Origin of the sequence: Chryseosolibacter indicum (assembly GCF_018598585.1) — a bacterium.
In the GTDB taxonomy this organism is placed as follows: Bacteria; Bacteroidota; Bacteroidia; order Cytophagales; family Cyclobacteriaceae; genus Chryseosolibacter; species Chryseosolibacter indicus.
Map to the genome: position 1 here is coordinate 1 of NZ_JAHESD010000091.1, position 13,850 is coordinate 13,850.

General features: G+C 39.1%; 10 protein-coding genes. 1 reads left to right on the forward strand and 9 read right to left on the reverse strand.

The genetic code is table 11. The annotated features are described in order from the left end of the window. From KK060_RS23065 to KK060_RS23085, 5 genes are all read right to left on the reverse strand, one after another. On the reverse strand, positions 1 to 915 hold a 915-nt coding region (locus KK060_RS23065; RefSeq protein ID WP_254157329.1), incomplete at its 3' end, for an efflux RND transporter periplasmic adaptor subunit. Between the two features lie 198 nt (positions 916 to 1,113). Then, complete coding sequence (locus tag KK060_RS23070; protein ID WP_254157331.1) at positions 1,114 to 1,527, reverse strand: hypothetical protein; 414 nt, start codon at positions 1,525 to 1,527, stop codon at positions 1,114 to 1,116. A gap of 787 nt (positions 1,528 to 2,314) precedes the next feature. Continuing rightward, positions 2,315 to 4,459 (reverse strand): hypothetical protein, encoded by a 2,145-nt coding sequence (locus tag KK060_RS23075; protein ID WP_254157333.1) that lies wholly within the window; start codon positions 4,457 to 4,459, stop codon positions 2,315 to 2,317. 324 nt (positions 4,460 to 4,783) lie between these two features. Beyond that, entirely contained in the window at positions 4,784 to 5,773 is a 990-nt protein-coding gene (locus tag KK060_RS23080; RefSeq protein ID WP_254157335.1) for a TerC family protein, read from the reverse strand. Positions 5,774 to 6,496: 723 nt separating this feature from the next. Continuing rightward, positions 6,497 to 6,913 carry a GreA/GreB family elongation factor gene (locus KK060_RS23085; RefSeq protein ID WP_254157337.1) on the reverse strand — a complete coding sequence of 139 codons (417 nt, stop codon included), beginning with the start codon at positions 6,911 to 6,913 and terminating at the stop codon, positions 6,497 to 6,499. A 698-nt stretch (positions 6,914 to 7,611) separates the two neighbouring features. On the opposite strand from KK060_RS23085, the gene KK060_RS23090 reads away from it, so the two are divergent. After that, a complete protein-coding gene (locus KK060_RS23090) occupies positions 7,612 to 8,907 on the forward strand; it encodes a N,N-dimethylformamidase beta subunit family domain-containing protein (RefSeq protein WP_254157339.1) in 1,296 nt (431 codons plus the stop codon). 51 nt (positions 8,908 to 8,958) lie between these two features. Here the strand turns inward: KK060_RS23090 and KK060_RS23095 are convergent, their stop codons facing one another. Genes KK060_RS23095 through KK060_RS23110 form a run of 4 tightly spaced genes read right to left on the reverse strand, consistent with a single transcriptional unit; the run spans position 8,959 to position 13,548 of the window. After that, positions 8,959 to 10,533: a DHA2 family efflux MFS transporter permease subunit gene (locus KK060_RS23095; protein WP_254157341.1), complete on the reverse strand. Its 1,575-nt coding sequence runs from the start codon at positions 10,531 to 10,533 to the stop codon at positions 8,959 to 8,961. A gap of 5 nt (positions 10,534 to 10,538) precedes the next feature. Continuing rightward, entirely contained in the window at positions 10,539 to 11,618 is a 1,080-nt protein-coding gene (locus KK060_RS23100; protein WP_254157343.1) for an HlyD family secretion protein, read from the reverse strand. Positions 11,619 to 11,623: 5 nt separating this feature from the next. Beyond that, the gene (locus KK060_RS23105) at positions 11,624 to 12,961 is read right to left on the reverse strand and encodes a TolC family protein (RefSeq protein WP_254157345.1); all 1,338 of its coding nucleotides are present in this window, start codon (positions 12,959 to 12,961) and stop codon (positions 11,624 to 11,626) included. Between the two features lie 2 nt (positions 12,962 to 12,963). Then, positions 12,964 to 13,548, reverse strand: a complete 585-nt coding sequence (locus KK060_RS23110) for a TetR/AcrR family transcriptional regulator (protein ID WP_254157347.1) — start codon at positions 13,546 to 13,548, stop codon at positions 12,964 to 12,966. Positions 13,549 to 13,850 lie beyond the last annotated feature (302 nt).

Below are 13,850 nucleotides of genomic sequence, written 5' to 3' on the forward strand. Positions count from 1 at the left end.
AATTTCTCTTGACCTTACTACGTTGTCTTTATCGATCACATAAACATATTTCTTTTCAAGCACTTCGAAAGTGGCTTTCTGAGGAATAAGCAATGCATTCTTAACCGGTTGCTTGATTTGTATATTTCCCGTTTCACCATGCCTTAACAATCCTTTCGGATTAGGGAATGTTGCCCTGAATGAGATGTTTCCGGTCTCGTTATCAAAGTCTGCCTCTATGGTTTCAACTATTCCAGGATATTCGAACATTTTATGGTTAGCCATAATAAGCTCTACATTCATTACGCTATCCTTCCTGGCTTTTGATTTATAGTCAAGATATTCAGCTTCAGGAACATTAAAATAAACCCACATCTTGCGGTTATCAGAAAGCGTAGTAAGCAAATCTCCTTCATCCAGAAGACTTCCTAACCGCGCCTGAAAGCGATCCATAATACCGTCAAAGGGTGCCTTGATCTCTGTAAACTGAAGATGTGTTTGTGCCAACGCAAGCTCTGCCTTTGCCTTGTTAAATTTAGCTTTAGCCATTGCCAACTCGTTTGGCGATACTACATTACTATCAGCAAGTTGTTTGGTGTTTTTATATTCTATTTCCGCAAAATCAGCCTCAGCTTCAGCCTTTTGCAACTCGGCCTGGTACATCATTGGCATGATTTGAAACATGCGCTGACCTTCCCTTACAGACTGACCTTCGTCTACAAAAATTTTCTGCAGATAACCTCTTTCCAGCGCCCTTAGCTCAATATGTTGTATCGAGCGGATCTGACAAACATACTGACGTGTAGTGAGCGTGTCTTTTCGCAAAGGACTAGTCACCAGAAATTTAACAGACTCTTCCTTTTCTTCGTGTTTCGAACTACAGCTTGTATAACTGATTAATGCACACAAGCCCATGAACATGAGTATTCTCCCCATAATAATTTGCACTTTTTTACAATGCGATTTTGTTGATTGATTTCTTTTTTAACCTATTGATTGATAATTCTTCTGAAGACGTCTGTATAAAGTACCTGAGCTTTAAATCGCATTAAGCAATTGCATTCTGGATGGGCAGCAAGTAAAAAATACAGTGATTGATTGCCGGCAGGATTACTTGCCAGGCGTGGTGTTACATCAAATTCTCAATACCTGAAATACCAGGTAGAGATCTGAAGAATTACAGGAATAAGACTTACAAAAAGGTAAGACCTGTTTGCTTTGACTGAAGAACCAGCCAAGTATTTGTGTGAAGAGAATAGCGTGTGCGTAATCAGCGTCTTCTAACTGCTTTTTAGATGACGTTACTTCATCTTCTTCAACCTCATTTTCTGTTGCGTCGATTTTAAAGGTTGGCTTTTCTTTACCAGATGAAGAGGTTTTTATAACGAAGAACCTACTATCGTTTTTTGTTCTAAAATCAGCGTGAGAACGCCCTTTAAGACTTTGTTGAATTAAGCTGTCTGAAGTATTAGCATAGCAAAGAAATTGGCCAACTCCGCTAACCAGCAGAATACAAAGAGATAAAAGATAATTTACAAAGGCCTTCATTCGCTAAGCAAAACAAAGTTATAGTAAGTAGACATTAGTGCCAAACATCAAATATTAAAATATTGGGAAAGGCGATTACAGCCTAAGCGAAATCGATTGATCTTAACCATAATTTTTTAGAACGTCATACGTCAAGTGTCCTTCCGCAACCAAAATGGGTGAAATGATACATCTTTAACCGATTTACCTACCTGCAAGTAGTTGTCACTTATGGTCTCGGTTTCAATACATCCTACAAGCCAATAAACACTTAAATAAGTTCGGTTGGTTTTCGTTAAAAACAAGCTCGCTCCAAAACCCGATGTAAGATTTCCCCATCACTGAAGATACTTTTAACAGTTTAGTCTATTAACGCAGGGATTGCAAAGTGCCTTTTACTTCCTACTTAAGTCGGCTTTCAGCCCGAGATAACCAGTAGATAACCCGTATGTAACCCGTATATAAGCCGTATATAACCCGTACCTTAAAGAGACGGATTATCTACGGGTTATCTATGGGTAAATGATGTATTAAATACTTAAAGAATAGGGCTAAACGCGGGCTCAAATGGGCGTAAACGACCGGTGGACCAGGTCATAAATGGGAAAGAATAAGAGGTACATGCGCTTTACAGCTGAAAATGAAGATGCCCATGCTTCACGGCATAAGACACGGATAATAGGGATTAAAAAATTGTGAGGCGTAGAAGTAAGCTGCCACAGCCTATAACCTTTGATTATTTAATCTGTGATATTATATAAGTTGATTAATAGCAGACTACATACAGGCCTTATTCATCAAAAAGTAGTTACGGAAATTTGTTTAGATTCTCCCACTTAATCTTCCATGTTCCATCGTTGGGGAAGCCCGGATTTCGTGTCGTTGCGCCATCGTAACCTGCGCACATGATGGCTATTGCAGCAAGTATCCCTCCATTGCCCGGCAAATAAATTGTAAGACGCTTATCCTGATAGTTATGACCGTTTCGGAGGTAGGTGTTGGTAGTCACTTCTTTAAATAAACCATTTAAAGCTAGTGATGGCTTTTGTAACCTGGTGGCTGTCATGGCAATCATAGGAAAATCCCAGCCCCAGGTGTGGTCCCAATTCCATGCTTTTTCTACCAGATTATAGGTACGGCTCATGGTTGCAGTATCGAGGTTGTTGCTGGGTGGAATGGCACTTAGGGCGGCCAGCACAGCGGGATGGTCAATGAGATACTTGCTATCATCGTCATAACAATCAGGAGTGCTTTCTGTGGCCAGGTAAACGCCGTTCTTTTGAGGAAGCGGAGCAAGCTTACTTAAAACCTCGTCCCATTCCCTTTTGCGGTCCATTCCCAGGCGCTTGCGCCACTGCTGTGCGGTATTTAATGCCCAATGCCAATAGGCAAGCTCATAGGTCGGGTTAAATGTGTCAAGCGCATTGAAACACTCCTGCGCAGGGATTAGTCCCTTACCAAGGTTATAGCGGTTATGAGTGCTATCATAGGTTGGGAAGGATGCCATAAAATCTGCCGTCTCAAAAAGCAGTCCTTTATACTTTTCAAGTGTGCCCTTATCTTTTTTATTCCGATATATGAGTTCGGCCAGGTAAATAAAATGAGGTTGTTGCCATACTAGAAACGATCCAATGGAAGAAGGAACTTCCCTACCCTCGTTGTCAGTCATCTTCTGCCAGCGAACGCCATCAAAGCCTTGCCGCTCTGCAATTCTCCTTGCTTGTGATGCGGCAGAGAAATACCACTCCATTGACTTCTCCAACAACTCCGTTCTGTTCCATAAAGCAAAGTGCGCTGCATGCCACCAAAACATTTCAATATGCGATTTTCCATACCAGCTGTTGAATGTAAGGCCTGTCTCCTGCGGCGGGAAATTGCCAGCACACTGAACCTTTGTAAGATATTGGGAAAGCACAACGCGCCTTTCCAGCTCATGAGCTCTTTTATCTGTGCTTCCTGAAAAATCAACAGCACCACCCGACTGCCAGAAACCCTCCCAGTCTTTTTGACTGCTAGCTCTCGTTTCCTCAAAAGAGGAAATTGATTTTACTTTTGATGATTTAGAAAACAAAACAGTGAGCTCAAATGTATTTGATTGCCCGGGAGTGATTGTAAAGTAATGACTTGATTGTTCTTTGAGTGATGCTGATCCGTTCCATGCAGCATGTATGTAGTATGTGGTAGTGTCTAAAGTATGTTTTAATGTTCCTTCCCTTTCGGATGAATGAAGAATAACCGTTTCATGTTTATCATGATTGGTATAGTTAGCACCTTCATCTTTAAACTCAGCGGTAGGATAAGGAAACCTGAGTCGTATCTTTATTTTACCTTGCTTGATAAACCGTGAAATGATTTTAAAAGAAACAGCATCGCTTTTCTGATGTGCATAAGTAATAACAGTTACAGGAGTGCCTTCAACTTTAAACCGACTTACCAACTCTCCTCTCCAAAGATCAAGACTTTGGTTTACGTATTTAATATCTGAAAGTGTAAGTTGCGTACCATCTTTTTTCTCGATATCCAGACCTATATTACCGAGTTGTAGCCGGTGTTGATTAACACGAAAATAATTGGATGCATCTCTATTTCTATCCGGCTCTCTTCGTATAACGGAGTATAATAACTTTTTACCCTCCAGGTCAAACTCCTGCAAAGCTTCTTCTTCCCGAAACTTTTCAGTATTCGGAAAACTATGCCACCCCCATTCTGCCTGTGTACCAAGAGGCACGCCATTCTTATAGTCTGTTGCAAAAGTTTGCATGCCTGTTACATCTGCAGTAAAAGCAAAACGCCCGTTTCCTACAGTAAGCGATGCTAGTGTATCGGTCTTGTTGACTTTAATTTCATGCCTTTTAACAATGCTTTTTCTGTGTAACTTACCTTGTGCGTATATAATACCTGTTGTACCATAAAACAAAAAAGTAAGTACGATAAACAGGTGTGAGTAACACATACAAAAAGAGATAAAATGTTTTCTAAAAGCTTTCGTTGGCAAATTACATTATTTATAAAACACTAGTGTAAATCATACCCTTAGCGAATGCATTCTAATATAATGAAGTAGAAAACACTTACCATCCTGTAGTATACCGAACCGTAGCGAGGTATGTTTTCTTATAAAATGATGCGGCAATCCCAACAACAAAATCCACGTTGTTCAATGATGCACATACGTGGATTCTCCTACTGAGTCTTGAGTGATACTTGGCTTTCGAAAATGTAAAGCGAAAGTTAGCAAAGCGATACCACCTTTGATTGTACCCGGAAGGAAGCGGTATCACCCCTGTTTTCCCTTGAGGGCTGCCTTATGAATTATGTTTTGTTCCTCCTTCCGTTTTAAGGATATGCTTTTAGCTCGTTTTGATGTACTGATAACCGATGCCAGGATCGAAATGCCAAGAATAAGAGCAATAATAACCAGCGAAAGGTGCACCGGTATCTTGACAATATCTGCAATGGCCATTTTGGTACCAACAAATACGAGAATGGATGCAAGCCCGTACTTTAAATACTTAAAATATTTTTCAATGCCAGCTACAGCAAAGTATAGGGATCGTAAGCCCAGGATAGCAAATACATTGGAAGTATAAACAATAAACGGATCGTCAGATACAGCCAAAATAGCGGGGATAGAGTCGACAGCAAAAATTAAATCTGTTCCCTCGATTACTACCAGAACCAGCATCAATGGCGTAGCCATCAAGACCTTATCATGACGAATAAAAAATTTCTCTCCATGATAAACGTTTGTCACCGGTATTATCTTCCTTACAAGCTTTACAAACACATTCTTTTCAGGATCTACTTTCGCATCTCCTGATGTAAGCATTCTGATACCAGTAAAAATTAAAAAACCGCCGAAGAGGTAAATGAGCCAATGGAACCGATGGATCAATTCTATCCCAGCAAAAATAAAAATGATACGCATCACCAACGCACCAAATATTCCAAGAAATAAAACTTTGTGCTGGTATCGCGATGGAACCTGGAAATATGAAAAAATAAGAATAATCACAAAGATATTGTCAACGCTAAGAGACTTCTCTATTAAATACCCCGTAAGGAATTCCATCGCGGGCTCCTTGCCAAGTTGCTGGTATATGAAGAGGTTGAATAACAACGCCAATGTTATCCATATGCCTGTCCAGCTTAAAGCTTCCTTTATGGATACTTCATGGCTTTTCTTATGAAAAATCCCCAGATCAAGGGCAAGCATAATCAAAACAAATACATTAAAACCTACCCATAGAAGCATTGTGTCGATCATATTAACTTTGTTACTTTATATCTAATGCCTGCATAATTAATTGTTTAGTCCATTCTTCATACTTCAGGCCTTTATCAATTTGCAAAACATTTGCTGATAATGAAATTTGGATAGTGGGTATCAAGACCTGAATCAGGACTTGATATACTGCTAAACAGTATGCTGAAACGTCATCCTTACCCACTGTTTAAACTCACGTACTTCATCCTTCGAGAGAAATTTCAAACTCTTTTTATACTCCTTTTGAAAAAGTGTTTTACTAAAACTGATCTTAGTAAGAACTAATTTACAATAGTCTAGCATACTTGTCTTAAATTTCATCCCCTGCTTTCTTTTATTTATCATTCAACGTATTACCGGCAAACATTTGTTTCATATAGAGCGACCTTATGTCAATCTCTAATCGCAATCTAATCTAACAGCAATATCACATCAGGAACTGATCCATTGACTCAGCTCTTGATGTGTATTTATTTAATGCTGTGGTAAATAAATAGATTAGAAAGGAGGATGTTTACTACAACTACCTCCAGCTTTTAACCGCTATACTATCAAGCTTAAACAAGCGCGGTCTCTTAGATACTGAATCCTTATTGAGAACTTTAAATTGGAGAAACGTGCCGTGCTTTTTATTTTTTTCCAATACAGCTATCTCCGACTTATGTTCCAGATAAGCGGCCAGTAAAACAAGTACAAAAAGAAAAAGTAACCTTTTAGTGTACATTATAAAAAGTAATGTCCTTCAGCCTCTGGCTGGTATGTAACCTTGATAACTTTAAAATAACCCGCACCTGTAGGAATCTTCCATGATACAACATCATTTTCACGTCTGCCTAAAAGTGCTAGCCCTATCGGTGACAAGACAGAAATACGTCTATCACCATGATCTGCATCCTGAGGATAAGTAATGGTTAGTTCCAATTCTCTTCCTGAGTTAACCTCGCAAAGCAAAACCTTTGAGTTCATTGTAATCACAATACCATCAATATTTTCAGGAGGCATTTTCTCAGCTTTCGTTAGTGTGTGGTAAAGTCCTCCCATAGCATTACCACAAGCGTCGTCAATCCGGACTCCTTTAACCTCAAGCAATCCCATCAAACGATCATAGTCTCTGGTTGTAATTATTATCTTCTCTTGCATCACTAATATGTTTATTTCCCTTAGGCATTATCCATGCCAGAGCGATAGCGGTGAAACCGGTTAAAAAGGACAATATTTATTTACCATGATGGGCGATTTCTACCAGATGGAGAAATTCTCTCCATTAGCATTCATAAGCTATTGCAGCGAAAGCATTCTACGAAAGACATATCGCCTTAAACAGAATGGTATGCAATTTGAATAAACCAGCACTAAGCCTACTACTACAACATAATGGAACATCGTGAAAAGAAACATATTGATTACTTAGCGATAGCCATTATCTTATTATACTGGACTGTCCCAATTATTGAATCATGGATAAGAGAATATTTTGTAAAGTACAAATAAGATCCATCTTACAATACATCATATTTTTAGTTCATCTCGGCTTATATCTATCTTCAAATTAACATCTATCTGCATTTATAAAGCTTCAGCTTTCGTATTTCGAACCGATCAACGGCAACTCGAGAATGTCTTCCCAGGTGGCCAAAAGGGAGTTAATTAGGGCAGCATTTTGATTTTTAATTCCGAATTAATTTGCCATTAATTCCATTCTTATTCCGCCATTGTTAATTCGTAAAACGTGAAGAAGAAGATCGAGGTTGTTTTTTAACAACAGACTGCATCTAAGTAACAAGGCACCCTTCTTCCCTTCGCAAAACAATGAAGTGAACTTTATTTTTTAACCCCACATGATGTTACTAACCTTTCTGCTGAATCTATTCTTCTTTGTTCAGCAACCCTACACAGAAATTATTGATGGATATACCGATAAGCTTTCAGCTTTTCCTGGTGATTCCATTGAGTTGTACCTGAATGCCACTGCCATAAATAAGCACGATGTGAAGCTTTATGACCTTGCAGGAAAAGAGGTTTCAAAAGTAAACGTAAAAGTGTTCCCTCAAAGTCCTTCCGTTGAAAACGCTTTTGAAAACGGATTGGCGTATAAAAAGACTTGTAAGGTAATGGTACCTAATTTAATAAGTGGTGTGTATATGTGGGCAAACAAGATTCCTTTCATTATTAAGACAAGGAATCCAAAAATAGTTGTTGTGTACTCATCAAATACGGTTAATGCTTATTGTAATTCAGGAGGAAAAAGCCTTTATAGCTTTAACTCTTCTGATCAAAAAGCCGCACCAAAAGTTTCTTTTCTAAGACCTATGCCCTTACCGAGTCCTTCTGAAGCATTCTTACGATGGCTTCCACAACAACCTTATAAAGACGTTGGCTACATTACCGATATGGATCTTGACGATTACGAGGCGATCAAAAAAAGTGAGCTGATCATAATTCCAGGGCACAGCGAATACTGGACTTTACAAGCACGGAAGAATTTTGATCGTTTTGTAAGGGAAGGAAAGAATGCAATGATACTCTCAGGAAATACAATGTGGTGGCAAGTAAGGTACAACGAGAAGAAGGACCGGTTAATTTGTTACAGAAATGCCGAAGCGGATCCCGTTAAGTCTCCTAAATTAAAAACGATCAATTGGTGTGACCCTTCACTTAAATATTCCATTCTTTCATCAACAGGAACAGATTTTCAAAATGCAGGCTATGGCAGAAAAATAGACAAAGGATGGGACGGGTTTAAGATTGTAAAGAACTCACCCTTATTAGAAGGAACAAATTTAACAACTGGAGACATACTGCGTTGTCCAAGTGATGAGTTAGATGGTGCACCTCTCTTAAAAATTGAAAACGACGTTCCTCTTCTCGACTATCAGCAACTAGGCTTTAAGCAAGTAGAAATTGTTGGTTATGATTTTGTATGGAGAGGTGGCAAAGATGGCGTTGCTACCTGGATAGTATTTAAAGCAACGGAATCATCAGGAACTGTTATTAACACTGCCAGTACCGATTGGTGTTCTTATAGAGGAATAGGAAGTAATGCAGACATTAAAAAGATAACCGACACGATGATTAGGAAACTGATCAACAATGAGAACGTATTCTCTACAAATATTTTAAATCCAGTTAACTAATTGCTGGTGGTGCTATACTATTAAAGTACAACATTACTTCCCTATAAATACTTAATGCGCAGCCTGCTCAAGATTTACAGTACTCTTGACGGGCTTTAGCATAAGAACAAATGGAACACACAGAAGAAAGAATCCTCCGATGTAAAGAAAAACATCCATATACGTTAAAAGCATGGCCTGCCGGGTAGCGAGCACATCCATCATCTGATTTGCCTGATTGGTTGCATAATCAATTGTAGAACCGTGGGCTAGGAAGTTTGCTTTCATAGCAGCAAGTCGTTGCTGTACATCAAAGTCATAAGGAGAAATGTGGTTAATAAGATCTGCTCTATGCTGTACCGACTGCCTGCTGATAAATGTACTAATAAGTGCTATTCCAAAAGATCCTCCAAGCTGTCGCACCATTCCGGTAAATGCAGCGCCCTGTCCGATATCCTTGCCTTTTAAAGATGAAAGCGCAAGTGTTGTGGTAGGAACAAACAACAATCCCAATCCAACTCCTCTCACCATAAGAATGAAGAAGAAATCTCCTTCACCAGTAAAAGGTGTAATAATTGTATACGCCCATAAGCTATAGCCAAAGAAAATTGAAAAACCTAAAGCTATCAGGTACTTTTGCGAGATCCCACGCTGGAGCATCTTACCTACAAAAGGCATCATAATGCCAGTAGCCAGAGAACTAGGTACCAGTAACAAACCGGCTTTTAACGCTGTCCAACCCAAGGAGTTTTGTGTAAAGAGCGGAATGACAAAGGTTGAACCATAAAGACCGAATCCCAGTATAAAAGAAAGTACTGTTCCTATTGCGAGGTTCTTATCCTTCAACACTCTTAAATCGACAACGGGTTGATCTGCAACTAGCTCTCGCCAGATGAAAAAGTAAATACCGAAGAAAGCAACAACAGTGAATATAACAATGCTTGCATTCTCAAACCAATCATGCTCCTGCCCCTTCTCAAGAACGTATTGCAGTGACCCCACGGCGAGAATAAGGAATAAAATTCCTAACCAGTCGATATCTCCAATACTTCTCTTACCTCCGTAGTTAGGACTCTTAACGTATTGTAGTGTCAGAAAAGTAGCGATGATGCCTATTGGTATGTTGATGTAAAAGATATAGGGCCAAGAAAAATTATCTACGATATAACCACCAAGCGGAGGCCCAAGGGTTGGTCCTACAATTACTCCCATTCCATAAAGAGCCTGCGCCATACTCCGCTTTTCAGGAGGGTATACTTCGGTTATAATTGTTTGTGATGTTACCAATAAAGCACCACCACCCAGGCCTTGTATAAAGCGGAAAATCACCAGCTCCCATATAGAAGTAGCATTACCACAAAGAAAGGATGAAACTGTAAATATGATAATAGATGCAGCAAAGTAATTTCTCCTGCCAAATTGCTGCGAAAGCCAGCTTGTTAAAGGAACGATAATTACGTTTGCTATTGCATATGAGGTTATTACCCAACTAACGTCGTTTAATGTTGCTCCAAGGTTACCCTTCATTTCATTAAGGGCAACATTAACGATGGTGGTATCAATAATCTCTAGCAGGGCGCACATAATAGCAGTGATTGTAATAATCACTCTATTAAAGCCATATTCCACTAATGATTCTTGTTGCATGAATATTAATTAAGATGCACGTCTACCATTACGTTCATTCCTGCACGTAATGAATTATTGTGCACTGTCTTTTCCAATACAATTTTAACAGGAACACGCTGCACTACTTTAACAAAATTACCTGACGCATTATCAGGAGGAAGCAGAGAAAACTTCGCACCGGTAGCAGGGGAAATACTTTCTATTTTACCAGTAAATGTTTCATCGGGAAAGGCATCCACAGATATCTCTACTTTTTGACCAGCCTTCATTTTCTCCAACTGGGTTTCTTTAAAGTTAGCAACTACCCATTTATCTCTCTCATCAACGAGAGCAAATAACGATTGTCCCGCTTGCACCAATTGCCCTACCTGTATATTCTTTCGTGAAATAACTCCATTTGCAGGAGAAATGATATATGCATAAGACAACTGAAGCTTTGCAAAGGCAAGATCAGCTTCGCGTTCCTTAACTACTGTCTGTGCTAGTGATATGTTACGCTGACTTACGGTACTCTGAGACCTTCGTGCTGAACTTTCTCTTAATAGAGCTTCCCTTTGTCTCTCCGCTACTTCCAGTTGTTTTGCAGCAGCGTCTCGTTCTGCCTCAGCTTGCTCGTATTGCTGGCGTGTAATTGAATTAGTTTTAAGAAGTTCTTCGTAACGTTTAAAATCACTCTCTGCTCTTCTTAACCTTACCCTTGCAAGTTCAATATTACCTTCTGCTGCCTGCGCATTAAAAGATGAGCTTAGAGCAGTTTGCTGGGCAGTTTCATATCCGGCCCCACTTGAAGAAACATTTGCCTTTGCCGTTTCCAGAGCAGATTCTGCTTGCAACACTTTTATTGCTAAGTCACGATCATCAAGGACAACAAGCGTATCACCTGCTTTAACTGTCTGATTATCCTCTACCAAGACTTTTGTAACGTAACCTGAAACTTTAGGAATAATCGGACTAATATTAGCTTCAACTTGAGCATCGTCTGTCTCCTCATGATTCTGACCATGAATATATTTGTAAACTCCAAATATCAATCCAACTGAAACGATAACTATCAGTACAGTTGCAAAGACTTTGTTCTTTTTTTGTTTTTTCTCCTTTTCCATAATAATTAAAAAATCTTATTTAATGTTCCAGTTGACTCTTCAAGCTCATAATATGCGATCATACTTTCCGCCTTCGCCGTTGCGTAGTCTATCTGCTTTTGCAAAAGAGTAACATCGGCATCCAAATAATCAGAAAGAATCATTAACCCTGCATTGTACTTATTTTTTGAAATATTAAAGTTTTCCTGCGCCTGCTCAATTGACCTCTTACTAAGTTCTATTTTTTCGAGGCTTTTTTGATAGTTTAAAAACTTCTTTCTTACATCAATTTTTGCCTGATCATTTACAATTTTTGCGGAAAGTTCTGCTTGCAATTGTTTTGCTTTGGCTTCCTGTATTTGATGTTTGTTATGAAAAACATTTGAAAGATTATATTGCAAAGCAAGCCCCCCATTCAAAGCGTTAGTAACAGTAACTACATCGGGGATGAACATATTAACATAACCACCGGTAAAGGCTAACGTTGGATAACGGGATGCTTTAGCGATTTGTGTTCCTGCCTTTCCCGCTTCTGCTTGCACCTGCGCCGACTTTATGTCAGCGCGATTTTCCAGAGCGCGCTGTTCAAAGTTGTCGCCAGTGTTGAATGAAGGATTTTTAAACATTCCAACTGTATCCAGTTGAATAGATGTATTGTCAGGCAGTCCTAGCAGGATAATAAGGCTGTATTCAGCAAGTTGAAGGTTGTTATTAACCTCAGTTCTTGTATACTCAATATTGTTTACCTGTAAATCAGCTTTCAATCTATCGTTTCGTGCAAGGACTCCTTGATTTTCCAGATTGGCAAACTCTGTTACGCGCTGTTTAGCTTGCTGCAGATTCTGATCCAAAAGTTTTTTAGTCTCGAGAAGTTGATAATATTGATATATTGCCTTTGCTGTATTTAGTAAAACTTTATTCTTGGTTGTAGTTTGATCATAATTAGCAGCTTCGTTTAAGTACTCTTGCATTACCCTTGTATTGCGAATGCGAAAGCCTGCAAAGATTGGCTGAGTTACGCTTAGTTGTGCTAATCCGATACTATTAATATTTGCAAAAGATGCCAAAGCACCAGGCTCACTGTCGCCATCTGTTTCCGGCTCAGCTCCTTTAAAACTAACATCAGGTGAATTGATTCTGAGATAAGTTGCACTTGCTTTTACTTCAGGCCATGCCTGATCTTTTGCCTGCGATACTTTAGCTTGTGCTATCGCCAGCTTAGCTTTCGATAACTTAAGCTCATTGCTGTTTTCTACTGCAAGTGTGAGTGCCTCCTGCAATGTCAATTGCTTTGTTTGTGTCTGTGCAAATGAAGCGCTTGTACAAAGCATTAATAGTACTAAAATGGTTTTCCTTCCCGTCATGTTTATTTTCTCTTTAAAAAGGACAGCATCAAATCAAATAAATGATGCCTTATTCTTGATTTAAGTTTATTGTCGTTGTCTTTAAAAGCATCCCTCAGTCCTGAGTTGGTTACCTGATGCAAAAGTCCGGAGATCGTTCCTAGCGTTAGTTCTATATCTATGTCGTCCCGAAATACCTTTAGTCTTTGTCCCTCTTCAATTAAGTACCGAAGCTCAGTTCGATTGCGTTTAAGATTCTTTGCAATTTGTTCATTCAGTTGTGGGCGCTGTACAGTAGATAATTCGCGATGAAGCATCTGATAATACTTCTTATTAGCAAAAGTCTTATCCAGCATGATATCCATAGCCTGCTGAAGCTTTGCTACAGGATCAGCAGTAGATTTATTGATATCGCTTAATTTAATATGGGTGGCATTCGATAATTCATCAATTAAAGTAGTCAGCAACAGTTCTTTAGAACCAAAATGATAGTTGATGAGAGCAACGTTTACTTCGGCTTTATTTGCAATATCACGAACTGTTGTAGCATCGAAGCCTTTTTCCTCGAACAGTTCCCGTGCTGCGTGTAAAATTTTATCACGTGTCATGTCTTACAAACACTCAAAGTTAAACAAATGTTTAATTTTTAAACATTTGTTTAACTTTTGTTTTAGCCAACTTTATCAATCGAAGGAATGGTTATGAATTGTGCTATTGAGAAAAGGTTCTTCTATTTGTTATTTGGAAGTAGATTACCAACGGTTGGGTGGATCCTAAAAAGTAATAATTAAGGAAGCACCTGAAGAGATTACTTGAGAGCCGGACCAGCTACAAAACAAAAAAGCCTTGCAGAGGATATCTGCAAGGCTTATGTAATAAAGATAGGCGACGACTTACTCTCCCAGGTGTT